Source organism: Pseudomonas sp. ICBG1301 (assembly GCF_016918385.1).
In the GTDB taxonomy this organism is placed as follows: Bacteria; Pseudomonadota; Gammaproteobacteria; order Pseudomonadales; family Pseudomonadaceae; genus Aquipseudomonas; species Aquipseudomonas palleroniana.
The window spans coordinates 43,316-67,783 of sequence record NZ_JAEKGB010000003.1 but is presented as its reverse complement, the minus strand read 5'-3'; the positions used below and the strand labels follow the sequence as shown (position 1 = coordinate 67,783).

The 24,468-nt window shown below is 60.1% G+C and carries 12 protein-coding genes and 1 pseudogene; 1 reads left to right on the top strand and 12 read right to left on the bottom strand.

Annotation, left to right across the window (positions count from 1 at the left end; all coding sequences use genetic code 11):
* Positions 1-79: 79 nt before the first annotated feature.
* Both JBE38_RS07510 and JBE38_RS07505 read right to left on the bottom strand, forming a co-directional pair.
* Positions 80-2,668, bottom strand: coding sequence for an autotransporter family protein (locus tag JBE38_RS07510; RefSeq protein ID WP_205344043.1), 2,589 nt, complete (start codon positions 2,666-2,668; stop codon positions 80-82).
* Positions 2,669-2,983: 315 nt separating this feature from the next.
* Positions 2,984-3,241, bottom strand: a pseudogene (locus JBE38_RS07505) (hypothetical protein); the annotation flags it as partial.
* 151 nt (positions 3,242-3,392) lie between these two features.
* Between JBE38_RS07505 and JBE38_RS07500 the strand changes: the two are divergent.
* Positions 3,393-3,650: a hypothetical protein gene (locus JBE38_RS07500; RefSeq protein WP_205344225.1), complete on the top strand. Its 258-nt coding sequence runs from the start codon at positions 3,393-3,395 to the stop codon at positions 3,648-3,650.
* A gap of 126 nt (positions 3,651-3,776) precedes the next feature.
* Here JBE38_RS07500 and JBE38_RS07495 read toward each other — a convergent pair whose 3' ends face one another.
* The 10 genes from JBE38_RS07495 to JBE38_RS07450 all read right to left on the bottom strand — a co-directional run bounded on the left by JBE38_RS07495 (position 3,777) and on the right by JBE38_RS07450 (position 24,465).
* Complete coding sequence (locus tag JBE38_RS07495; protein WP_205344042.1) at positions 3,777-4,220, bottom strand: hypothetical protein; 444 nt, start codon at positions 4,218-4,220, stop codon at positions 3,777-3,779.
* Between the two features lie 515 nt (positions 4,221-4,735).
* The gene (locus JBE38_RS07490) at positions 4,736-5,134 is read right to left on the bottom strand and encodes a hypothetical protein (protein ID WP_240202458.1); all 399 of its coding nucleotides are present in this window, start codon (positions 5,132-5,134) and stop codon (positions 4,736-4,738) included.
* Positions 5,135-5,155: 21 nt separating this feature from the next.
* Complete coding sequence (locus JBE38_RS07485) at positions 5,156-13,369, bottom strand: two-partner secretion domain-containing protein (RefSeq protein WP_240202457.1); 8,214 nt, start codon at positions 13,367-13,369, stop codon at positions 5,156-5,158.
* Positions 13,370-13,399: 30 nt separating this feature from the next.
* Positions 13,400-15,121, bottom strand: coding sequence for a ShlB/FhaC/HecB family hemolysin secretion/activation protein (locus tag JBE38_RS07480; protein ID WP_205344040.1), 1,722 nt, complete (start codon positions 15,119-15,121; stop codon positions 13,400-13,402).
* A 440-nt stretch (positions 15,122-15,561) separates the two neighbouring features.
* Positions 15,562-16,050 carry a poly-beta-1,6-N-acetyl-D-glucosamine biosynthesis protein PgaD gene (gene pgaD, locus JBE38_RS07475; RefSeq protein WP_205344039.1) on the bottom strand — a complete coding sequence of 163 codons (489 nt, stop codon included), beginning with the start codon at positions 16,048-16,050 and terminating at the stop codon, positions 15,562-15,564.
* 2 nt (positions 16,051-16,052) lie between these two features.
* Positions 16,053-17,393: a poly-beta-1,6-N-acetyl-D-glucosamine synthase gene (pgaC, locus tag JBE38_RS07470; protein ID WP_205344038.1), complete on the bottom strand. Its 1,341-nt coding sequence runs from the start codon at positions 17,391-17,393 to the stop codon at positions 16,053-16,055.
* A gap of 2 nt (positions 17,394-17,395) precedes the next feature.
* The gene (pgaB, locus tag JBE38_RS07465; RefSeq protein WP_205344037.1) at positions 17,396-19,393 is read right to left on the bottom strand and encodes a poly-beta-1,6-N-acetyl-D-glucosamine N-deacetylase PgaB; all 1,998 of its coding nucleotides are present in this window, start codon (positions 19,391-19,393) and stop codon (positions 17,396-17,398) included.
* A gap of 12 nt (positions 19,394-19,405) precedes the next feature.
* Complete coding sequence (gene pgaA, locus JBE38_RS07460; protein WP_205344036.1) at positions 19,406-21,886, bottom strand: poly-beta-1,6 N-acetyl-D-glucosamine export porin PgaA; 2,481 nt, start codon at positions 21,884-21,886, stop codon at positions 19,406-19,408.
* Between the two features lie 301 nt (positions 21,887-22,187).
* Positions 22,188-23,684 carry a YdgA family protein gene (locus JBE38_RS07455; protein ID WP_205344035.1) on the bottom strand — a complete coding sequence of 499 codons (1,497 nt, stop codon included), beginning with the start codon at positions 23,682-23,684 and terminating at the stop codon, positions 22,188-22,190.
* 148 nt (positions 23,685-23,832) lie between these two features.
* Positions 23,833-24,465 (bottom strand): hypothetical protein, encoded by a 633-nt coding sequence (locus JBE38_RS07450; protein WP_060755500.1) that lies wholly within the window; start codon positions 24,463-24,465, stop codon positions 23,833-23,835.
* Between the last annotated feature and the right edge of the window lie 3 nt (positions 24,466-24,468).

Genomic DNA, 24,468 nt, shown 5'->3' with positions numbered 1-24,468 from the left:
GGTGAGTCAGTCCACACATCATTGACTCGTTCACTGCTATCGGGAGCAAGCCCCCTCCCACACTTTTTTGCCGTATGCCTTAGAACGCGTAGCGCGCCTTGAGCATCACGCCGTTGGCATCGAAACCACTGCGCGCCTGGCGGGTGTAGCTGGCGCCGAGCGTGAAGTCCGACACCTGGTAGTTCACACCCACACTGGCTTCATAGCTGTCACGCGCCACCGACGCGCCGGTCACGGTAAACGCCGAACCGCCGGTCACGAAGCTGGAGGTCTGCGCCACGCGGTCGCCCATCAGGTCGTGGTAGGCCATCAAGGTTGCTTCCGGCTGCAGGTTGCCCGCGCCCATCGGCAAGTTGCCGGCCAGGCGCACGCCTGCACCCAACTCGCCCACTTCATAACGCTGCGACGAAGTGCTCAGGGCCGCCGAGGAACCTTTCTCGGTATAGCCATCCATGCGCACGTTGGAGTAACGCGCGGCCACCCGTGGCTCGATCACCACGGCCTGGGACGGTTTGAAGCTGTAGCCGCTGATCACGCTGGCCGACAACACATTGCTGTCGTAGCTGCCCTTGGCCGTGGTGCCGGCGATATGGCGTTTACTGTCGTTGTCGTTATGGCCGTAGCTGAGGCTGCCGTCGACGAACCAGTTCTGCAGCGCCCAGTTGCCATACAGCGACAGCGCATGGCCTTCGACGTCGGTCTTGTTGCCAAGGTCCGAATGGATGTTGGAATTGAGGTAGCTGTAGGCCACGCCCAAGGTGGTCGTTTCATTCACACGACCGTCCACGCCCACGGCCATGCCGCTGCTGTTGGCCGAATAGCCGTTGTTGCCGCCGCGCCCATCCTGATCCATGTTGCTGCTCAGGCCCTGCACCCACACGCCGCCGGTTTGATGGCTGTCGCGCTGGCCAGTGAGGCGGTTGAAGATCGCGCTGTTGACGACAGTCTGGCCCGACAACGCCACATCCAGGGCACCACGGTTGACGTCTGGCTTGAGCTGTTCACTCACCTGAGCAAGCTGCTGCGCCGTGCCGGCGTTAGCCAGGGCCTGGAACACCGCGTCGTTCTGATTGAGACCGCTCAGCACGTCGTTCTTGAAGGTGTTCACCGCCGTCGCTGACGCGGCGCTGGCGCCCACCGCCGCGAGTTCCTGCTGCACTTGCTGGTTGCCTTTGACCGCCACCACGGCCTTGACGGTTTGCGCGTCGGCCGAGTAGCTCAGGACGTTCAGCAGCGATGACGAACTGGCCACAGACAGGCCGTTGTTTTGCAGGCTGGTGGCTTGCAACAGGGTGTACTGCGTGCCGCTGTTGGTGCTGGCGAAGTCGCCCGGTTTGGCGCTCACGGTCAGCTTCGAAGCCTGGGCAAAATTCGCTGCACCGTTGACGGTCAGGTGCGGCGTGGTCGGCACTACGCTGTCGGCCAGGCGCATGTCGATACCCGCACCACTGGCGACGTTGAGGTTACCGGTGAGCGTGGTACCGGGCGCCGAAAGGTTCAGCGAACCGGAGTTGATCGAGACCGGCGCGATGATGCGCTTGCCGGTGAAATCAGCTTGGCCTGCGATATTCACAGCGTTCAGGTTAAGCAGGTCGCCGGTGATTTGGCCACCGGTCCAGTTCAGCGTGGCGAGGTTGTTGGCGTCGACGGCGATGCCGCTGTTGCTGCGGATTTCGCCGGCTTGCTGGTTGATTTCAAACGCCGCGACCTGCCTGGCCGCATCGACCTGAATCGCCGTGCCGTCCGCCGCGATGAGCCCGCGGTTGACGATACCGCGTGTGCCCGTGGCACTGTTCTGCGCGAAGCTGGCGCCGGAAAGATCGAAGGCATTGGCCGACGCGCCCTTGGCTTCAATGGTGCCGGTGTTGAGAATGTAATCGACAGTGCCGGAGAAAAAACTCAGCCCCTTTGCCTCGTTGCCATTGGCGGAAATCAGGCCGCTGTTTTCAATGCGCAAGGGGTTGGTGTCGGTTTCCACTTCCATGCCCCAGGCGCCTTCGCCGGTGGCGATAATCGAGCCCGAGTTCAGCAGCTTGCCGCCGATGGTGGTCGGCGTGTCGCCGCTGACGTCAAGGATCAAGCCAATCGCATCCGGACCGTTCATGTCGATCACACCGGTGTTGGATACGTCGCCCGCAATGGTGGTGCCGTGCAAGTAAATGCCTTCGCCGCCGCCCAGGTAGCCGGGAAAAGGCTCGGCGCTCACCGGCGGCGTGGAACGGATGGTGCCTGAGTTGATAACGCTACCGCCAATAGTCGTGGTACCGATTTCAAGCCCTTCATAGGCGCCATGGTTCATCAGAATATTGCCAGCCTGAACCACATCCCCGGTGATGGTACCGGGTGTCATATTGGAAGGGCCAGACCAGAACATCGGGTCGATGGCGATTGCACGAATGGTTTTGCCCTGTGAGTCCAGCGTGATGTCTGCTCGGTTGATCAGCGAGCCCTGAATGCTGGTGTTCACAAATCCGAGACCGGCGGGATCAATCGTGCTGGAATCGACCACCCGGGAAAACTTGCCGTTAATGGTTACCGGCTCGTTAAACGTCTCATTAGTCCAAATATTCTTGCCCTGACCCAGGTCGAACTCGACTGCCAGCACCTGGGTGCTGATTGCGCCGACCATGATTGCCAACAGACTTTTCTGGAACTGCTTGCGTTTCATTTCAAACTCCATGAACTACAGTCAAAGCCGCCAATACGCCCGGCGGCAGTAGGTGTGCTGTGCGAAAGGATCAATCGATCCGAATGATGCTCCTCGGCGTCCTTGGGAATCGCAGGCGCGAGCCGGTGCACCGCAGGCGGTGGCAGAAAGGGGCCGTAAGGGGGAGAAGGTCCACATCAATCCTTAATGTCATTTGAAAACGCTGCAGTCCATGCAGCCCGACCGGTTGCGGGTGGGCGGGGTAAAGACACGGAAATAAACAAAATGTTCAAACCCGGGAGCGATTCGCCCTCTCGCTTGCCAACAGCGTTACGTTTACTTGAGCTCCTTCACCAGATACTGCGCGGAAATCTGCGTAATCCCGGTCAGCGCCCGGCGCAAGGCTTCGGGATCGGTGCGGTAAGTGAGCGGCGTGTAGCCATAGACGTTCTGGCCGTTGAATGGCGTAATCGTTTCAAAGGTGCTCCAGATCATTTCATCGCCGCGATTCATCTGTGCCACCACGCTAAGGGTGGGGTAAATCACGCTGCTGAAACCCTGGGTCAGGCGAAAGCCCCACTCGGATACGGTCAATAGGCACTCTTCGACGGGGCGGCATTTTGATGCCTTGTATGGGTTTGGGGGTGCGGCTTATAGTCCGGCGGTCGCCCAAAAAGGCGACCGGGTTTGGCGACCCGAAGAACGAGCCCTCAATAATCAAGAGAGCTTAATGATGACTCGATATATTCCCCTAACCGGCCACGACTGCACCGTCCCAGCGCTGATCATCGACACCCAGGCACCTCTCGACGTCCTTCACGACGCCGCCGTGCACCGCATTCGGGCCGTCACTCAACTGCTGGAAAACCTGGCCTTCCGCGAACAACTCAGCAGCGATGCCGTAATACTTTCAGACTTCGCCCACTTGCTGGCCATTCCGCTGCGGGATGGGTGTGATTTGCTGGATGTCATCAGTCGCAGGCTTAATGCTGATCCGTCCTGAGTGAAAATCGGGCGGCCTTAGTGTCGCCCGCTTTGTGCGTGAGCAATTTCCCAGTGCAAATTTAAATAAATCTGCCCCCTTTCTACATTCGACAAAGCAGGATCCCCTTACTCCTAGACTTTCCCGTCATTTCACGCAGCACACCTGATCGTCAGACAGATAATAAAGTCCCTCCAGTTTTCCGCCAATGGAAGGAAGACCAAAAACTGGTTCTGAGGCATAAGAAATAGGCAAATCGGATCTAATCGAACCGGCGAACTCCGAACTTTCCCACGAAGGAGTTACTATACCGCTCCAAAAACTTACGGACTCTCCCTTATCAGACAATACAACAGGTTTTAAGTATTCAATTGCGACATTGGCGTCCCAATACAAATAACCGCGATACACAGAACCACTTTCACCAAAAAAATCAGCTCGAACGATAATCTGAAAGTCTGAGCACGCTTCCTGTTCGGAGAGGGGGCGTACAGTTAATTCATCCTCCACGGTGTCGTCCATAGGGAAAAACCAAACGCTATAACTATCAAGATCATCAATCGTTAGCTTATATACTTGTTTATCCGACATAACTCGCCCCCTTATTTAATTAAATGCTGTACCGATTTAAATGAAAAATAGGAGTCCGACCACTATTAACACTTGAATTAACCGTGGTCTGATCCCTATTCCCCCTTGAACGTAGCGCTGCCCCAGCCCCTTCATAAGTAAGCCAGCTCCTGCGCAGCAGGTGGGAGTCAACAACAAATGAACGTGATTTGTCATCAAGCACAATGCGAGAATTTTACGACTATACAGTTCAGCAATCACGGCTAATGTATCAATCTAAAAAGGACAGTCTTCATCTGAATTAAAACACTCAGACCGATTGTTTCCCCGCTGAATAATATGCGACGGGATATCCGGCAGTGAACCCTAGAACGGCGAGCCATATAAACCCTTAACTGATAAGAGCTTACAGCTTAGCCGCCCATCACCAGACAAAAAAATCGAATAATTACAAAAAATAAATGAAATTTTAAAAGAGCAACTCTGCTGACCTAAAAAAAGACGTAAAGCCGTGGTCCGACTCTTATTTTTACTTATCAATTATCTTTTGACGAAATTATCGAAGAAGCCGAAAGAAAACCCTCAATAATTTTTCGATCTGCATCATTCTTCGCAAAACGCTTAAGCACAGGGATGAGATGATAAAACAATAACTCTGTCCTGCCAGGATCTTTGGGCAATGCATCGTTAATGCACGCAACCATTAACTTAATTGACATGATTGACGCGAACGCTTCATACCCTCTAGCGCTAGAGAACGGAATTTTCTTGAAATAATAGTCCGCTAAACGTTTCTGCTCCGGTCTTTTCCAAGATCTGTGAGGAAGAAGCAATAAAGCCTCACCCCAATTATCTGAAGAAAGAGGGTACCGGCTCAATATCCAAGCTGCCGCCTGATCAGAAGTCATTTTCGCCAATTCTTTACGGAGTGACATTAATCTAGAATCCATACCAAACTATTTCCTTGGACTAAATGAATTTTCCGGCAACCCAGAGTTAGCCTTTAGGGTAGCAGGTGGCTGATAATGACCAGAGCTATTATCCCATTTTGTTATCTTTCCTCGCTCTGGGCCGTCATTATTCCCAAAGCGTATAGAGCCAGCATATTTAACTTCTCCACCCCCGCTAAGCCCCAGATGGGTTGAAAATTGCTCGTTCACATTTGGGCGGCTTACCTTGATAGTCCCATCCGGCAATGTGACAAAATCGTAAGAACCTGAGGGGGTGATTTTCCCCCCACCTTGCCCTTGCAGCCAATATCGACCTGATTCGTCCTGAACAAGAGTTCTCACGGGCCGTTGCGCAATCGCCGGATCAGAAGGATAAACATTGGTGAGCGTGCCACGCTCAGTAAGATTGGAAATTGCTTGCACTGGTGGTTCGCTGGTAACGGTCCTTCCGCCCGCTTGACCGAATTCACCATCTACGCGTGATTGAGGCGTATCCCACTTAGGAGGCGCCATCTCAACGATGGGATCTTTTGGCAAACTACCCGGCTTTGTTCCTACCGTGCCGGCGCTTCCAGCACCGGCTCCTGGAAGCATGCCAGGAACTACGTTAATTCCGAAGGGATTGAATCCTGTTTGATCGAGGTAAACAGAACCCTCCTTCATCCATGTTGGATCACCATTTACCCATAAATTGGCGATTTGATTAAGGTGCAGCTGGCCTGCCTTAGTCCATTCCTGTTCATTGACAGTACGATAGCTAGCGACCAAATCATTACTTGATCCCCCAGGATTAAGTGTCTCAGTTCGTTCTACTGATGCAACGATCGCTTTAGAGCCCTCATCAAGCTCGGCCCGAATTTGCGCGCAATTGTGCGTAGCTTCGCAATTATCCAACCGAGCCAGATTCGCAGCACTACGAGCATCAAACTCTTTTTTGACTTGATCGCAGGTTCCATTTGGGTGGCAATCTTTTTCTGCCGCCTCTAACTCAATTACATCCGAATGGTTCAGGAAGTTGTACTGTGTCGCGTTGCTCGCAACCCAAGCCCCGGTCTGCAAGCTATCGCCGTCAGCATCACTATCCACCGACGCCGCAAGCACGCCAATCAACTGTGAGCTCATCACCAGCAGACTCTTTCTCTTATCCTCCGGCATGCTGGCGTATTGTTTGGCGAGGCTGTCTACCAGAGCTTCGTTCACACCCGCTGCTAACGCCCCGGTGCGGAAATCGCCGCCAGCAGCTTCAGCTGCCAGCCCGCCCATCAATGCATGCAGCCCAATCTTGGTGATACCGCCGTCGGCGAACCGATTCTTAGAGACGTCACCAATCATGTTGAAGCCATAAGCAGCAAATGCGTTGGCAAGGCTGCTTTGCAATGCATTCCCGAGACTGCCCTCTCCTCCCAGCGCTTTAGTCAGAATGGCCGACGTGCCGTTTTGCAGAACCTGATTCGCAGTGAACTGGCCAACACCTTGCCAGGTACTCAATGGGCTGGCAGATGTCACCGCGCCCGAGTTAGGCAGCGCGGTAGTGGTGCCTGTCTGCGTGCTGGTCCAATCGTCATAAAACCCTGCGGTTAGCCCCGCAGTAACACCCGATACAACATAACCCCGCATCGCATCGCTGGAGGTTACGTCCTTGAACACAGCGCCTAAATTGCCACGGTTGTTGATCGTACTGATTGCACCATTGCTGGCCATGCCGCCAAGCACGACGCTGCCCGCAGCATTGGCCCAGCCTGCGGCAGACGTGGCGGTGGCAGCTGCCGTCGCCCCAGCCATCGATGTGCCCGTACCAGCGGCGGCAATTGCGCCGCTGGCGGCTCCCATCGTGAAGTAGGTAACAATGATCGCTATGACAATTTGCGCGCCAGCACCCAGGCCGGAGTTGCTGTATTTGAAGCTGTCGTGCAGCTCTTTGACCTTGCGCCAGTCAACATCGCCACGCTGCTCCATTTGCTTGATCCATGCGAGCCTTGGATCCGCCTGGACCATCGCGTCAATGGTCTGGCTTACGGTTTTCTGGTCGACCTGCCTTACATCAATCTTCAAGCCATTCACGGCCTTGATCGCCAACTCCCCCTGCGCCATCAACTCACTCTGGCGCAGCGTCTCGTCGGTATTCCCTTTACCCTTGGCGCTGGTCCACGCCAAGTCGCCCTTGCTCTTCTCGTGGCTCTCCTGATGCAGGTCCTTGACCGCTTCGAACGTCACCGCACCGCCACTAGTGATCGCCAGGTCTTTACCACTGTCGAGCTTGGCCCGCTGATACAACTGGTCGCCACCGCTGACCAGCGACAGATCACCACCAGTCTTGATTTCAGTCCCCACATTCGTAACGCGTGTCACCTCATCGCGCTGGGTCTTCTTCGCGCCCCAGCCGCCCTTCTCCTTCATGTCATAAAGGCTGTAGGTGCTGTCCTGCGCCGCCAACAAACTCAACTTATCCCCGCTATACAGATAAGCCTCATTCCCCGCGCTGATCCTGCTCGCCACGATCGTGGTGTCACGCCCAGCCTGGCTGACAAAATCGCCACCCGCCGTCAGTACGCTCGCTACTTGAGTGGTCTGGTCGTCCGAGGTCTTGATGCGTTTTTTGCCGTCCTTTTCCTTGCCTTCGACGTTATGCATGTCGCTGACCGACGCGACGTTGAAGTCGCGGCCGGCGACGATGTTGAGGTCTTTGCCGGCGGTGGCGGTACTGCCGATGATGTTGACGTCTTGCCCGGCCTGCATATTCAGGTTGCCGCCCGCCGTGACGCTGGCGGCGAGATTTTTGACGTCGGTGGCGATGCTGGATTTATGCCCGCCGTCGCTGAATGCGTGCTTCACGCGGGTGTCGCTGGCGGCGACCAGGTTGAGGTCACGGCCCGCGGTGAGGTTGGCGTCGTTGCCTACAGCCAGTGCGCCTCGGTTGGTGAGGTCGCGGCCGGCATCGATGGCGAGGTTTTCGCGGGCGACGATGGTGCCGGCGCTGGTGTCGGTGAGGGTGCGCATACCGGCGCCGTCACGCACCTGGATGGCGGTGTTGTCGTTGGTGACGTCGCCTTTGAGCGCCGTGAGGCTGACTTGTTTGCCGCGTATTTCGCCGGCCATGGCGTTGCGGATGCTGTCCTGGGCCAGCAGGCTCAGGTTGTTGCCGGCCTCGACCAGGCCGCCGGTGTAAATGCTGCCGCTGCTGACGGCGGAGAGGTTGTTGCTGGCGCGCAGGGTGCCGACGTTGATCAGGTCGCCGCCGGTGACCAGGTTGAGGTCGCGGCCCTGGATCAGGCTGTTGCCGCGCACGTTGCGTGAGTCGGCCTGGGCCAGGTACAGCACGGGCACGAGGACGGTCTGGCCGTCGATCACGCGGTTTTCCATCCACACGATGTCGTGGGTCAGGGCACCGACTTGCTGGCTGGTCAGAGACACGCCGAGGCTCAGGCGCAGGGCGTCTTTGCTGGCGAGGCCATTGTCCATCAGGTAGCGGAACTGGTCGGCGTCGCTGGCCAGGCCGCCGGCGAGGAAGCGTTGGCCGGTTTGTGCGAGGACGGCGTCGCGGATCAGGCGGGTTTCGTATTGGCCGTCACCCAGTCGGCGCCAGGCGTTGTCAGCGTTGTAGCCGAGCTTGCCGAGCATGTAGTCGGAGCTGAAGAAACCGGACGCCGAGGTGAACTCGGGGTTGGTCTCGATCAGGTAGTGGCTGGTAGGGTCGGCGCTCTTGACGAACAGGCCGTACTCGCCCTTGGGCAGTTGGAAGTTGGGCGAGGTGGTGGGGTCGACCGCCGCGAACGCGGTGCCGGTGTAATCCACGGGCACGAAGCCGCCGCCGGGGGCGGCACCGACAACCGGCAATACCGTGCCGGGTGCCTGGGCGCTGGCGTCGTTGGCGTGCTTACTCAGGTTGATGTTGATACCGCCGACGGGGATACCCGTCTGGTCGTCGCCGAGGGTGCCGGTCAACTGGGCCAGGGTGTTGTTATGCAGCGTGCCGTTTTGCAAGGTGCGGGCGACGTTGAGGTTGACGCTGCCGCCGGCTTGCAGGGTGGCGTCGTAGCCGGGGCCGCCGTTGTTGGTCCAGGTAGTGACGTTGCTTTGCTCGACAAAGCGGCCGTCGGAGGAACGCGCCTTGAGCGCTTCGAAACGTGCCACGTCAAAGTTGCCCGCAGCAACGGCGGCATTGAATGCCGGAATATCGTGGAACTCCATCTGGTCCCATTCGCCGGTGTTGATCCTGCTCGGCGTACCGATGGTGATGGTGTTCTGGCCGGTACGGGTGCCAGCGCCCTGGTTGAGCAGATCATTGGCAGTGATGCTCAGATTGCCGTTGGCGGCCAGCAGACTGTAGCGGTTCTGAACGTTGTCGCCCTGAATGACCAGGTCTTTGCCAGACACCAAACGGGCGGCTGCCGAGTCCTTAATCGCCGATTCAAGGTAGGTCTGGTAGATATTGATTTGACCGCGCTTGAACGAGTCGTGACCGCCGCAATGTTGGCCACAAATCCACTCCACACGGCCGCCGGTCAGGGTCTGCCCCAGTTCGAATTCAGCCTTGGCGTTTTCCATGTAGGCGGCGCTGATGCCGATATTGCCTTCACTTTCCACGGTGCCCGAAAGGTTGCTGAAACCGGCTGCGCGCCCGCCATTGACGGCGGCAAATGTCAGGTTGCCCTTGCTGTAGATGTCGCCGTAAAGGTTGCTGAAACTATTGCCGCGCAAGGTCATGTCGCCGCCGCTGAACAACAGCGTGTCGGCGACGTTGGTGATGCCGTTGACCGCTGTGAGGTTCACCGCGCCCTGGGCCCCCAAGGTGCCACGGTTGTTGATTTGCGCAGCGGCGATATCCAGTTGCTGGCGGGCGGTGAGGAAGCCGAGGTTGTCCAGGGTGCCGCCCAGGCTCAGGCGCGCATTGGTGGCCGCCAGGCGGCCGCCGTTCTGACTGAGGTTGTTGGCTGCGACGGTGAGTGTTTGCAGGGCCGATACGCGGCCGCTGTTGGTGATATCGCCGGTGGTGATGCTCAGGTCGCCGTCGCTGAGCAGTTCACCGCCGTTGTCCAGGCTCGCCACATTGAGGATCAAGCCCTTGGCGCTGGCCATGCGATCGCCGGCCTTGAGGGCCAGTGCTTGGTCGCTCTTGTAGGTGAGTACTTCGTTGAGTTGCACACGGCCCAGGCCATCGACTTTACCGAATGCCCAGTCGGCGCTGCCCATGCCCTGAATATTGCCCTGGCTGCCGGAGAGGCTCGCGGTGTTGAGGTGGAACAGGCCGGTGCCAGCGTGTTGCAGCATCCCGTTCTGGTTGTTGACGCTGGCTGCGTCAAGGCTGAAGGCCTGGCTGCCGAATTCGAGGGTGCCGTTCTGGTTGTTCAACGCACCGCTGAGGTTGACGCGGCTGCTGGACCCGCCCAGCACACGCAGTTGCCCGTTGGCGCTGTTATCCAGGTTGCCGCCAGTGAAAGTCAGGCCCTGGTTGGCTTCGATCAGGCCGCCCTGGTTGGTGAGGGTGTCACGTGAGGTCAGGCTGATCTGGTTGCCGCTGAGCTGGCCATTGGCGCTGTTGTCGAGAGTGGCGCCGCTGACGGTCACTTGTTCTTTGCCGAACAGTTTGCCACCACGATTGTTGAGGGCTTCGACGGTCAGTTGCAGATTGCCGACCAGGCTCGCCATCAGGCCGCCGCTGCTGTTATCGGCAGTGTTGGCGGTGACGCTCAGGCTGTCACCCTGCACGGTGCCGCCCTGGTTTTGCAGGCGGCTGGTGGTCAGTACGGTAGGGGCGCCGCTGCTGAGGATCAGGCCCTTGCGGTTGCTCAGGTCCTGGCCGCTGTAGCTCACGCCTTCGGCACCGGCCAGCAGTTGGCCGTTGTCGTTGTTCAGTTGCTGTGCGGTGATGTCCAGGCGCTTGCCGCGCAGGGTGCCGCCAGTGTTGTTGAGGGTGGTGAGTTGCTTGACCAGCACGCTGCGTTCGCCCGCGTCGATCTGGCCGCCCACGTTGGTGAGCAGGTCGCTGACCTTGAGCACCACGTCGCCGCCATCGCTGACCAGCGCGCCTTTGGCGCTGTTGTTGAAGGTCTGCGCGGTCACGTCAACGGTCTGGCCCAGCAGGATGCCGGCGCTGTTGTCGAAGCGCTCGCCTTGCAGTTGCAGCAGGCCTTCGCTCTGGATACGGCCTTGGGCGTTGAGCAATTGGCCCGGGCCTTTGAGCAGCAGGCTGACGCCTTGGGCGCCACCAGCCAGCAGGCCGGCGTTGCGGTTGTCGAGGCCGGAGGCGCGCACGTCGAGGTGGTCGCCCAACACGCGTCCGGCGCGGTTGTCGATGTCGCCACCGGCCACGTCGAGCAGCAGTTGTTTGCCGACGATCACACCGCTCTGGTCATCCAGGTTTGCCGCGTGCAATTCAATATCGCCCTGCCCGGCCTGCAGGCGACCCTGGGCATTGCTGAGCTGTTGCGCGGCGGTAAGGGTGAGTTTGCCGGTGTCGGCGCTCAGTACGCCGCCTGCGTTGCTGCTGAGGGTGCCGGCGGTGACGTTGAGGTCGGTGCTGGCCTGGGCGAAACCCTGGTTGTTATTGAAACCGTTGGCAACGTTCAGGTTGAGCGCGCCGCCGTCTGCCTGGATCAAACCCTTGAGGCTGTTGTCGAGGGCGTTGGCCTTGACGGTGGTGGTTTTGGCCACCAGCACGCCATTCTGGTTGTTCAGGTTGCCGGCGTTGACGGTCAAGTCGTTGGCGATGACTTGCCCGCCGCTGTTGTTCAGGTCGGCACTGGTCAGCACCAGGCTGCCGCCGGCCATTTCGATACGGCCTTGGCGGTTATCCAGGGATGCGCTGTTGAGCGTGGCGGCCTGGCCTTCACCGAAGCGAATCAACCCGCCGAGGTTGACGATGGCCGGCGAGTTGAGCGCCAGGCTCTGCTCGCCGAACAGGCGTGCGCCGGCACCCTGGTTGGTGAGTGTGGCGCTGCTGACGTCGACGGTCTTGGCCTGGATGATCGCGCCCTGGTTGGTCAGCGCTTGCGCGGCAGTGATCGCCAGCGCCCGGCTGGCCAGCAGGTTGCCGCTGGTGGTGACGGTTTGTGCGTTGACCACCAGATCGCCGGTGGCGTTGCGGCTGTTGTCGGCGGCGACACCGGCTTCGATGATGCCGGGGTTGGTGACGCTGGCCGCGTTGATTTCGATGCGCTGGCCGGCGGCGATGCTCTTGCGGTTGACCAGTGCCTGGGCGCTGGAGACCTGCACGTTGCCGTTGGCGTAGACCTTGTCGGTGAGGTCGACAGTCTGCGCGGTGACCTTGACGTTGCCGGTGGCCGCCGCCTGCGCCATGCTCAGGCGCCCATTGGCATCGAGCTGGATATCGCCGCCGCTGGCCGCCAGGGTGCCGTCGAGCTTCACGCCCACACCGGCTTCGGTGCCCACCAGTTTGATCGCGCCGGCGTACATGCCGCCCAGGGCCGAGGAGTCAATCGCCAGCTCGGGTTTGGGGCTGCCGTCGTCGGCACGTGCGGTGGCTTTCAGGCTTTGGGCGTCGACGTCGTTGCGCCCGGCAACCACGGCCAGCTCGCGGGCGTTGATTTGTGCGTTGATCTTGGCCGAACGGGTGATGATCTCGAAGCGGTCGACGTTGCTGGCGTTCAAGCCTTGGCCATCGATGGTCACGGCACCGCCGTCGACTTGGTAACGCTGCAGTTGGCCGTTTGCGTCGATCACCGGTTTACCGGTGGTCAGCGTGACATTCGGGGTGTTGATAAAACCGCAGCCGCTGCAGGTGACGCCATAGGGGTTGGCGACGATGACTTTGGCCGACTGCCCCGCCACTTCGGTGTAGCCGCGCAACTGGCTCGGGCTGCCGCCGTTGACTTCGTTGAGGATGACGTTCGCCGCGCCGCCCTTGAGGTTCGGGTTACCGACGATGTAGCCGCCCAGCTGGGTGTTTTGCACCGCGCCGGTGGCGTTGTTGAGGATGACGCCGTTGGCGCCGACGTTGTAGTCCTTGAACTGGTTATGGGACAAGCCTGCGCCATTGGGCGTGGCGATGTTCACCACGGGCACGCCATTGCCGGCCTGGCCGACGCTGGTGGCCGGGTTGCTGACCACAATGCCTTCGGCCTGGGCCAGCAAGGGCTGCCAGAACAGCGCGTTGGCCAGGATCAGCACCAGGCCGCGCTTGGGCAAGCCAAGGAACGAATCGCGCGGCTTCAGCGCAGCGGAAGGTTGGCGGGCCAGAAAGGCAAAGTGGCGAACATCCATTGTCAAATTCTCGATGTAACGGGCGTTGAATTACAGGAAGAAGTCCATGCGGAAGTAGATCGGCGCTTCGCGCTCGGTCACTACTCCCGGTCTTTCCAACGAGTGGGCAAAGGTCACGCTGGTGCTGACGTATTTGCCACGGGCGAACAGTTCCACGGAGTTGCTTGAGACGCGGCCGTGGTTGTCGCCGTTGTATCGGTCGTTGCGAATCACGCCCTGGTCGTAACCGAGGCTGGTGCCGTATTCGGCGAAGGCCGGGCGCAACCATTCAAGGGTGACCGGGCGCGCCCAGCGCACTTCATTGCGCCAGTAGCCGCCGCTGTCGCCGGACAGTTGCTGGTCCTTGAAACCGCGCACCGACGACGAGCCGCCGAGGCTGATGCGTTGCGGCGAGAACAGCACGTCTTCACTGCGCTGCCCGGTGGCCAGGCTGGTGAAACTGAACGACTCGCCCCACAGGCTGAACGGCTGCAAGTAGCTGACGGTGGCCGTGTATTTGCGGTAATCCGGGGTAGGCGTGAGGTTGCCGAACTGATCGCGATGCTGGTCGTCGCGCTGAGCATCAAAGGCGCCGATGCCGTTCTGCACGCCCAGGTCGACGTTGACGAAGGCGTTGCCGATGCGTCGGCCGTGGTTGATGCCAAACTGCAACTCACTGAGGCGGTTGCTGCTCACGTCGACACGGCTATCGAGGATGTAGTTGTTGGTGCGCAGGTGAGCCAGGCCGACGTTGAGCGAGGTCTTGCTGACGTCATCGCGGTGGATCACCCGTTCGGCACGCAATTGGTGGTTTTGGCTGTCGCCCGACTGCTTGAACTTGAAGGTGTCGGAGTAACCAATGGTGCGGTAATCGCTCTCGCTGTAGGTGTAACTGAAATTCCACCAACCCCACGGCACGTTGTAATAAAGCATGCTGTTTTTCGAGGTTTTCTGGTGGTCGCTGATGGCGTCGTGGCCGCCGCGCAGCACCAGTTGGTCGGCCAGGCCCAGCGGGCTGTCCCACTCCAGGCCCGCGCCCCATTGCTGTTCACCGGTGCTGCGTTGCCCGTCGTTATTGCGCGACAGGCTGGCGCGCCAGGGCTTTTGCGGGGTGTTTTTGACCACCACGTCGCTGCCGCCGATCTGCTGACCGGGGGTCAGTTCCATTTGCGCCTGTTTCGACGGCAGGCGGTTGAGCTGGTCCACCAGTTGCTCGACTTCGCGCAGGTTCAGCGCTTGACCGACCTTTCCGGGAAACGCCATGGCCAGTTCGCGGTCGGTGACGTTGCTGCCGGCTGCGCTTCGCACCGCTTCGAGTTTGCCTTCCACCACCAACACCTGGAGGTGGCCGCTGGAGAGGTCCTGCTGCGGCAAGTAGGCGCGACTGGTGACGCGGCCTTTGGCGATGTAATAGTCAGTGATGACCTTGAGCAATTCATTGAGCTGCGAGACGCCCAAGCATTGGCCGACATAGGGTTTGACCAGCAGTGTGCGGTCGCTGGCGGACAGGCTGTCGGCGCCCTTGAGTTCGATGTCTTTGATCGGGAAGCAGCGGGTGTCCGCAGGCGTGGCCGGGGCCTGGGGCTTGGCCTCTTTGCCGGGCAGGTCCTTGAGTTCTTCAAGGCGTCGCTGCTGCTCTTCGAGCAGGCGATTCTGCCGGTCGCGGATCAAGTCTTGATCGCCCGGCGTGGGGGCGGCGGTGGCGCTGTTCAGGCTCAAGTAGGCGAGCAAGACAGTGCACAGTAAATACCGAGTCCGTGGTAACAAAGACATGTTCGATCCATCGAAAAATCAAGGGGCGGCAAATTAACATCGAACTTCCAGCGTTCAAAGACACTGGGCTAGTTGCACATTCGCCCGCGTTAAACCTGCAACCCATTGATTAATAACAATTAAAACCAATAAAAAATCAAACATGCCGATACCGTGAAAGATTATTCCGACAGGTGGCTGATCTTTTGATGGCGATAAGGCGAAGAACCGATTAGTTGCCATTATTAGGCCACTAAGCTCTTGGCGCGTTAGGTTAGTGCGAGGGTTTTGGGAAAAGTTCGCGGGTATAGTGTGAATTGGATCCCATTTATCGGACTCACCCACCGACTGCCCCCACCGCTTTTTTGTAGGAGCGAGCTTGCTCGCGAAAAACTCACAGGCACCGCGCCCCTTCAGGAAGCACGCGTTATCGTTGACATTTTTCGCGAGCAAGCTCGCTCCTACATATTACCGGCGCCTTGGTCTTTTGGCTGGCCGGGCACCAGGGTCAGCGGCGGGCGTTCCACATCACGGGAAACGTGGGGCTTCACTTCCCCCACGCCACCCTCTTCGTCGTTGTGGATCACCAGCACACCCGGCTTGCGCAATTGTTCCAGGTCGCCTTCACCCAACTTGAAACTCTCAATCAGAAGCTTGTCGCTCAGGGCATTCGCCTCGGCGCGGCGCTGGGCGAATTTGCGGCCCTTGCGTTGTTGGTAACGCGCCCAACTGATCAGGATCAGCGCGTTGAACACCGCGATCCACAGGTACACCTGCAAGGTATTGAGTGCGGCGAAGATCGGCGCTTCCAGGCGTGGGCCGCCATGGGTTTCCAGCATGGCGCTCATGCCGCGCGCCAGCAGCCAGACCAACCCGGCCCAGGCCGCCAGGGTCAACAGCACATCGATGAACCACATCACGGCGTTTTGCCGGGTTCTGACCAGTTTCATGCTCACGCCTCCTCTGGGCTGGGTTTGATGCCGCGATCCGGGCTGACCCAGCGTGCGCGCTTCTGGTGTTGCTTGAACAACACCTTGGGAAAGCTGACCAGCGTGGTCAACAAGCTGACCAGCCAGAACACCATCGGGTACCACACGGTCCAGAACAGGGTCTTCCACAGGTCTTTTTCATAACGCCGGTCAATCAGGATGCTCACCGCAAACTGCAACAGGCACACCATCGCCAGCACCAGGCCGGTAAACGCCGGGGGCACCAGCGAGTCCACGGCAATCGCCGGTGGCAGCACGATGAATTTACCCACGGCCCAGAAAATCACCGAGAGCAGGAAGGTGAAGGCCCAACCGGTGGACAGGCAGTATTCGAACAGCAGCGGCCACAGGTAACGATGGCGCCATTGCCAGATGCCACGGATGTTCTTGAACAGCACTTCGGCGCCGCCCTGGGCCCAACGCAAGCGCTGCTTCCACAGACCGCCGACGGTTTCAGGCATCAGGATCCAGCACAGGGCACGGGGCTCGTAGAAGATGGCCCAGTGGTCGAGCTGCAGCTTCCAACTGACATCGATGTCCTCGGTGATCATGTCGGTACTCCAGTAGTCGATGCGGTCCAGCGCCTTTTTACGGAACGCCACCACCACCCCCGACACGGTGAAGATCCGCCCGAACACGCGCTGGGTACGCTTGATCAAACCGATGATCGAAGAGAACTCGCCCACCTGCACCCGGCCAATCAAGGTGGAGCGTGTGCGGATGCGCGGGTTGCCGGTCACGGCGCCCAGGCGCGGGTTGTCGAGCATTGGCGCAACCATGTAGGCGGCGGCATTTTTGTCGAGCAACGCATCGCCGTCGATGCACACCAGGTATTCACTGCGGGCGGCCACGGCGCCCATGCGCAGGGCCACGGCCTTGCCTTGGTTCTGCGCCAGGTGCAACACGCGCAGGCGCGGGTTTTCCAGGGCGAGTGCGTCAAGCACGGCGGCGGTGTTGTCGCTAGAGCCGTCGTTGACCGCGATCACTTCGATATTCGGGTACCGCTGGTCCAGCGCCGCGTAAATGGTCTCGGCAGCGTTATCGCCCTCGTTGTAGCAAGGGATGATGATCGAGATCATCGGGTTGCCGGCCAGGGTCGGCGCCGGGGTGTCTTCCTCCCAGGCCCAGTGGCGCTCCCAATGCAGCCAGAAGTACAAGCCACCGGCAATCCACAGCCCCGACATGAACAACGGGTAGAAAAACACGAAGTCCATCAGGAACTGCCCGGTGACCAGGAAGATCAAGCCCAGGGGCACGCCCAATACCAGTGCCAGGACGAATAAAGCCAGGATTCTGTCGAACATGATCAAGGATTCCACTGGTTGGAAAGGGCCGGACGCACGGTTTTCAGGTCCGGTGAGTTTTCCAGGAAGTTGTCCGGGTAATAGCCGAAGCTCTTGACCCCCTGGCGTTTGAGTACCCCCATCCATTCAGCCATTTGCGCACCGTTGATGTCGGTCGCCTCTTTAGTGCGCCAGTCTTTGGCTTGCAGCTCGAACACCGTGCGTTCAAGCGCGCCGGGGCGGGCTTTGACCGTGGCAACCAGTTTCTCCAGCCAGGCATTGGAGTTTTTCTGCGTTTGGCCTTCCATCAACGGCATGGCCATCGGCGCGGTCCAGTCATAGGTCTGGAGGAAGTCGTCGAGGTTCTGCGCAAACCAGGCTTCGCTTGGCGGGTTAAGCATCGGCTCGGCGAAGATATTGCGCGCGGTCAGCACCTGCGGCCCGCCAATGGCGCGGACCTTGGCCGTCAGTTCATTGGTGAAGTCAATCAGGTAGCGGCTCTTGAAGCGGGTCCAGCGTTGCATCACCGCAGGGTCGGCGCGCAGGGCCGCGATGCTGCCGGGCAGGCCGTTGGCGGCATAGGTCTTGAGCGCAGCGGGGCTGGCGTCTTCGAAATCCGACAGCACCGCATCATCGTGGTACAGCACGCCGTCGATGGCACTGTTGCGCGCCAGGTCCTCATAGAGCTCACCGATGACCTTGCGCACCTGGGGATCAAACGGCGACAGGCGCTTGTATTGATCCGGGTCGAGATCGACCTTGCCGGTCTGCGGGTCCCAACGCGTTACGCGGGGCAACTTGGGGTCGAGGGCGAAGCTCAGCACCGGCATCCACGCATAGACGCTGGCATGGGCGCGGGTATGCAACTGCCAGGACACGCGGTTGAACAGGTCGGCGCGCACCGGCAGGTGACGGTTGGGGAAGTACAGCGAACGCACCAGGCCGTCACCCTTGGGGTCGGCGAAGGCTTGCAGGAAGACGGTGCCCGCGCCCATGTCCACCACGCGCTGCACCAACTGGTCGAGGTTGCGCGCTTGTTGGGCCGGGTCCGGGTCATACACGTTATCCAGATCCACGTGCAGCACGCGCAACGGCGCCGGGGTTTGTACCGCGACGATGCTGTTGGCGAAGTGTTCGCCATCCGGGTCGGAGGCGACGAGGAAGCGCGGGCTGTTCATCAGCTTGCCGAGGTCATCGATGCCGTCGTCCAGGGTCAGCGCCATCTGGTAACCCTGCTCTGCGACGAGCGCCAATGTAGTGCCCTTGGCCGCACCGTACGGCCACACCCAGACCCGTGGCGCCTTGCCGGTGACGGTCTGGATTTTTTTCGAGATGGCGGCGATATCGGCACGCATCCGCGCATCGAACTGCGCCTGGGTTTCATAGCGGCCCGTGGCCGGGTCAAAACGCAGGCTGGTCGCGGCCGGCTCCAGGTTGCCCTGAGGGTTGGCCAATATGCCTGTGTGGCTGGCGTCAGTGTGTGCGGCAATCTCCACCAGCCCGGACTGGGATACTTCCCGGATTTGCTGCCAGGTGAGGAATTCTCCGCGCGGCCGTGGCATCCCGGCGAAATCCACCGGCTGATTCATCGGCGTATCAATCCAGTAGCCTACCGGCGCCAGCAACGCCGGCCAGTGGTAGGCGCGCAGGATCGGCATGACCCGCGTGTAAAAGCTGGAATAACCATCATCGAAACTGAGCATGACAGCCTTGGGCGGCAGTTCGGGGCCGCCCCGGCGCGCCGCCAGGATCTGGTCGACGGAAACCGCCTGATAGCCATTCTCGCGCAACCACGCCAACTGCTCGATCAAACGCTCGGTACGCACCGCCACCACGGCCTGGTCGGGGTCGCGGTCGTTAACGTCGTGGTAGGCAATACCCAGGAAGTGGTTTTTCGGCCACGGCGCTTCGTTGGGCGCTATCGGCCGTTCGGCGGGCGGGGTGTAAGGCGCGGGTTGCTGGGCGCAGGCGCCGGCCAGCATTACACCCAGGATCAACAAGCAATGGCGGAGGACGGTCATGGTCGGCTCTTTCTAGAATCGGTAAGTGAGGTCGACGAGCAGACGCAGATCGCGTTCTCGGTCGCCGTCGTAAGGGCGGCTGATCAGGCTCAGGTTGGCACCGACCTCCAGCACATCGTTCCAGAGCAGGCGCTGGCCGTAGCCGATCAAACCGATACCGCCGGTGGAATAATCGCGCTGGCTGTAGGTACCGACACCGACCTGGAATTGCTGGCTCCACTGGGTTTCATAGCGGTGGTAGAGCACATGATTGACCGTGACCGTGGGCAACACGGTGAAGTCCGACTTGGGGTTGAAGTACACCGTGTCGCTCTTGGTGTTATGGCTGGCGCCGACTTCCAGGCCCAGGTCGACTTGCACATGGGGCGAGCGGTAGAGGCCCTCGCGGCCCGTGAGCAAGGCTTCGAGACGGTCGTTGCCGTCACTGAAATGGGACGGGCTCACGGCCAGCTTCCACTCACGGCTTTCGTTGGCACGCCAGCGGATGAAACCGCTGCCGCCATTGGCGGTGATGTCGGCATTCAACGCCCGCAGCGGCGTCGTGGCCAGGAGGTAGCCGAGGCTGCCGCCGTATTGCCAGTTGTCGTTGATGTCGCGAGCAATCGACACGCTCGCGCCTTGTTTGGAACCAAAGCCGTAGGAGTGGTTGGACACCTCGGCTTGCAGGGTCATGTCGCGGGTACGCCGCTCCACGCCGACACGTTGCCAACGGTGTTGGCCGGTGCCTTCGCTGAAGTCGGCAGTGGCGTAGCCGGCCCCTGCAAACAGGCGCCAATCCTCATCGATGGGCGGCGTATAGATCACGCTTTCGATGCCCCAGTCGCGGCTGCCGGTCACGGCGCCAACGTCGCCATTATTGCCGCCGCCGTAGCTTTTGCCGGTGTAGGCTTCCACGCGCAGCTCGGCCATGTGGTGCACATTACGCAGACGGTCAAGGCGCTGTACCTGGCGGTTGTCCGGGTTGCGCGCCAGCACGTCGTCGGTCAGCGCATCCATTTGCCGCCACTCTTGCAGGTCCATGGCGGTATAGGCCTGGGACACTTCCAGGCCGATATCTCGCGGCGCCTGGGCTTCGGTTTCCTTGAGCGCCGCCTCGGCGCGGCGCGGCCAATCGCGGGCACGGTACATATTGGCTTGGGCCAGCTGCAGGCTGACGTTGCCGGGGGCTTTTTGCACCAGTGCTTCAAGGCCGGCTTCGCTGTCCGGCAGGTTGCCGGTGAAGGTGCTGGCCTGGGCGGCCAGTTGTTGCGCGTCCATCCAGTTGTCGTTGGGGTTGCCGATGGGCAAGCCTTTGAGTTCCTGGCGAGGGCTCTGGCTCTTGGCCAGGTTGTTGGCGACGTCGCGGGCCTCCAGGGCTTTGTCACTTTCCACCAGGGCGTAGAACAGCGCGGTGCTGTCTTCGACACGGTCGGCCGGGTCGGCATCCGGCGCAGCCAGTGCCTGGCGGTACAGCGGCTCGGCTTTTTCCGGCTGGCGCTGGTCGAGGTAAGCGGCGGCGACCCAACGGATGGCGTACGTCGGCAATTGCACGCCCTCGCCTTGCAGGGTTTGGTACTCGCGGATCACTTCGGCGGTGCGTGCCCGCGCCTTGAGGGCTCCCAGGCGGTCGATGCGCCAGCCCACCACATCGTCATGGGCACTGGCGTCCGGCGTCCAACGGGCCAGCAGTTGGTCGTAATCGTTGAGGGCACGGTCAGCGATCACATAACGCTCTTTCTCGCTGCGCGTGGCGAACTCGGCCATCCGCACGCGCTCGGCGGCGAGATCACCTTCCAGGCGACGCTGGGTCACCGCATCCAGCACCCCCGGATGCTTGGCCGACAGGCGCAACGCCGGCTCCGGCAAGCGGGCCCTTTGCAGGGCAACCATGTATTCGCGGATCACCTCAGGCTTGCTACCTGCGAGCACGAATGCCTTGTCGAACTCATTCAGGGCATCGTAGTTCAGGCCGGCGCGGGTCAGCGCGTAGCCCAAGGCCATGCGCCGGTTGGCGTCATCCGGCTTGGCGGCCACCAGCGCACGGGTGCGCAACAGCGCTTCGTTGGTTTGGCCGGCGTCGGCCTGGGTCAGGGCCTGGCCCAGTTTCAGGTCGACATTATTCGGCTCGCGCAGCAGCGCCTGCTGGTAGACCGCCAGGGCCTGCGGCCACTGCTTCTGGTTGCGATAAGTACGGGCCACCGTGGCCAGTGCCTGGGTCGTCAGGTTGCGATGTTTGCCTTGGGCTTCGTACACCTTCAGCACTTCGGCGTCTTGCCCGGCCCAGCCGGCGATGACCAGGTGATCGCTGATCTGCCCCGGCGTCTGTCGCTCGACGGGCAGTTGGCGCAGTTGGGTCAGGGCGGGCGTGAAGTTGCCGTTACGCGCTTGGATGATCAGCGCATCGTAGGCCGGATCGGCGAATGCGCAGGCGGGGGTGAGCAACTGGCTGCACAAAGCGGCGCCGATAAGCAGACGTAGACGGCCTGGCGCACTGAGAGGGAGGTTTCGCAGCATGTCGTGAGCTTCCTTACACACGGAAAGCTACAACGATAGGTGGTCCTGAGCGGTTTGCATCAGGGTGTCGGCGTCTAGTGACCCGACCTAGCTTTCCTGTAGGAACTATCCATCAGAAATGTAAGGAAAAGACCTGGCAGGAACAATTGTTCAGAATTAGCCGTGCAGGTGGGAGGGGGCTTGCTCCCGATAGCGGTCCTCCAGTCACCAATGCACTGGCTGAGCTACCGCTATCGGGAGCAAGTCGAATCGTCGCACCGCCCCTCCCACATTTTTTTTACCGTGCTCGCAACCTGTAAGGTTATTGAGCGCGGTTGACGGTGCCGAATTTAGCCATGACAAAGCCGATGAATTGCTCGACGGTCATCTTCTGGCCGTTGAAGGTCACTTCATTATTGGCGTAATGCAGCTTGGAGACTACGTCGCTACCGACCACAGTCGCCAACTGAAACCCAACGGCCGCGCCACTGACCGTTTCGGCCGTCATCTGCGATTGCTGTTCGATGGTTTGCGGGTCAGTGACACCGCCCAGCTGGGCCTGCAACGCCGCCACGTCCGCCACCATCGGCTTGGAGAGGGTCAGGTTGGCATCCAGCAAGGCCACCATCTGCTTGCCCAGTTCAACCGGCGGCAGTTCCATGGAGGCCGGTTTGGCCAGGTCCACGACCAGGTTGAATTTGCTTTCGCCGTGGGTGGTTTTCAGTGACAGGTTTTCCACCGCCAGTTGTGGCTTGGCGGCGAGCACCTGGTTGACGTTGGTTTCAGCCAGGGTCTGCTCGGCTTCGGTCAATTGCAGTTCAGGCACTGGCTGGCCGGCAGCGGCGGCGGCTTGCACCGGCTGCATCTTGTCCTGGTAGAGCTTGGTCAGCACCAGCATCGCCGGGATATCGACGTTCTTCATACTCAGGGCCATGGCCGCCGAACCAACAGGTTTGCCCTGGTAACCGATCTCGTCGATTTTGTAGTCGACACGGCCGGCCAGGTTGTTGTCCTTGGTTTCGCTGGTGTCTTTCTGCTCGAAGCCCTTGAGGGTCAGCACGGCTTTCTGCGGGCCGAAGGTGACTTTGGTGTCGGTCAACTCAACCGTGTTTTGCCCGGTGTAGAAGCCGAAGGTGGACTTTTGCAGGTTGCTGGCCACGGTCAGGCCGGCCAGCTCGGCTTCGAACGGCTCGCCATTGCCGTCGATGGCGCTGACCTTGAGGCTGTTCATGTAGCCGTTGGCCTTGACCTTCTGGCCTTCGGCGGTGCTGTCGAAGTCCAGGTTGGCGCCGGAGAAACTCACCGAGGACTTGTCGTCCTTGATCTCCAGTGGCAGCAACTCGAGGTTACCGCTGACCGAACGGCTGTAGCCGATATTGGCCACGCCTTTGAGCGGCGACACGTCTTTGCTGGCAGCGAACCATTTTTCAGTGGTGGCGTTCTTTTCCAGAGCGTAGTGACTGGTCGCCATGACCGGCAGCCACTTCAGCGTGACCAGGCGCGAGAACGGCAGGGGGCCGTGTTCGATATGGTCAACGAACAGCAGCTCGGGGTTCGGGTTGTCCTGGCCGAATACCGTGCCCTGCCCCTTGAGGCGGTAGTGCGCGGTGCTGCTGAACACGCCGCGCTCCAGCGACACCAACTCCAGGCTCACGTTGCCGTCGACGCCGGCCATGGCGGTCTGCAGTTCCTTGTTGGCGTTCTGGATCGCGGTTTGCAGCACCGGCTCCAATTGCTTACCGGTGTACCAGGCACCGCCTGCACTGACGGCACCGATCGCGACAACAAGACCCAAGAAAACAACGGCTGGCTTATTCATGAAGTGACCTGATCAAATCCTGTGAGAAGTGGGCTGTCTTCCTTGAACCCCGCAGGGGTTGGCTCAAGCCCGCCGAAAACGGGGGAAGATTAGCACTGGCGGCCGCGCACGGCCCAGTTTTCTCAGAGCGATCAAGTCCGCACTTGGTTCAGGAGTACTCCATATCGATCTCATCGAGTTGGTGATCAAAGCTCTTCAGGCGCGCCGTCCAGGTGTAGACCAGCACCTCGAATTCACGGTGGATCACAGCATTGCCCGGGGTGTCGACCTTGGGATCACAGAAGTCCAACTGGTAGCGCTCGCGGGCCATCTGGTTGGCCACGTCCGATAGTTCCCGGGCGTTCTTCAGCCAATGCCTGCCGTCGGCGACCTGCCGGTCGAGGACCACGCACTGTTTTTTCAGGGCTTCGAGGCTTTTTTCCAGGGGCGTGCCGGTGAGTTCGCCCATGACTTCCTGGAAGGTGCGCCCAGGCTGCCAGTAGCTGCCCCAGAAATAGCGGTCGAACACGGTTTCGACGCGGCGCAGGGCGACTTTGGTGTCCCAGATCGCCACGCGGGTCTTACCCTGTTCGAGCAGTTTTCGCTTCACCCGTTGGCCTTGGTACGACGCCCAGGCCACCACGCCGATGGACAACGTGCCGATCACCAGGCAGGCGCTGTCGAGGAACACCATGGCCTTGTCGAGTTGATGCGCGAGCATGACACCGTAGAAATAGGCAGCCGATAACAGCACCAGCGCGAAGAGCACGCACCAGAAAGCGGGAGCATAAGGGTTTTTCATTAT

What these genes read in the sequence shown, in the direction of transcription:
- JBE38_RS07510 (WP_205344043.1), bottom strand. Translation starts at nt 2,668, where the DNA reads ATGAAACGCAAGCAGTTCCAGAAAAGTCTGTTGGCAATCATGGTCGGC.
- JBE38_RS07490 (WP_240202458.1), bottom strand. Translation starts at nt 5,134, where the DNA reads ATGTCACTCCGTAAAGAATTGGCGAAAATGACTTCTGATCAGGCGGCA.
- pgaC (WP_205344038.1), bottom strand. Translation starts at nt 17,393, where the DNA reads ATGTTCGACAGAATCCTGGCTTTATTCGTCCTGGCACTGGTATTGGGC.
- pgaA (WP_205344036.1), bottom strand. Translation starts at nt 21,886, where the DNA reads ATGCTGCGAAACCTCCCTCTCAGTGCGCCAGGCCGTCTACGTCTGCTT.
- JBE38_RS07480 (WP_205344040.1), bottom strand. Translation starts at nt 15,121, where the DNA reads ATGTCTTTGTTACCACGGACTCGGTATTTACTGTGCACTGTCTTGCTC.
- JBE38_RS07450 (WP_060755500.1), bottom strand. Translation starts at nt 24,465, where the DNA reads ATGAAAAACCCTTATGCTCCCGCTTTCTGGTGCGTGCTCTTCGCGCTG.
- JBE38_RS07455 (WP_205344035.1), bottom strand. Translation starts at nt 23,684, where the DNA reads ATGAATAAGCCAGCCGTTGTTTTCTTGGGTCTTGTTGTCGCGATCGGT.
- pgaD (WP_205344039.1), bottom strand. Translation starts at nt 16,050, where the DNA reads ATGAAACTGGTCAGAACCCGGCAAAACGCCGTGATGTGGTTCATCGAT.
- JBE38_RS07495 (WP_205344042.1), bottom strand. Translation starts at nt 4,220, where the DNA reads ATGTCGGATAAACAAGTATATAAGCTAACGATTGATGATCTTGATAGT.
- pgaB (WP_205344037.1), bottom strand. Translation starts at nt 19,393, where the DNA reads ATGACCGTCCTCCGCCATTGCTTGTTGATCCTGGGTGTAATGCTGGCC.
- JBE38_RS07485 (WP_240202457.1), bottom strand. Translation starts at nt 13,369, where the DNA reads ATGGATGTTCGCCACTTTGCCTTTCTGGCCCGCCAACCTTCCGCTGCG.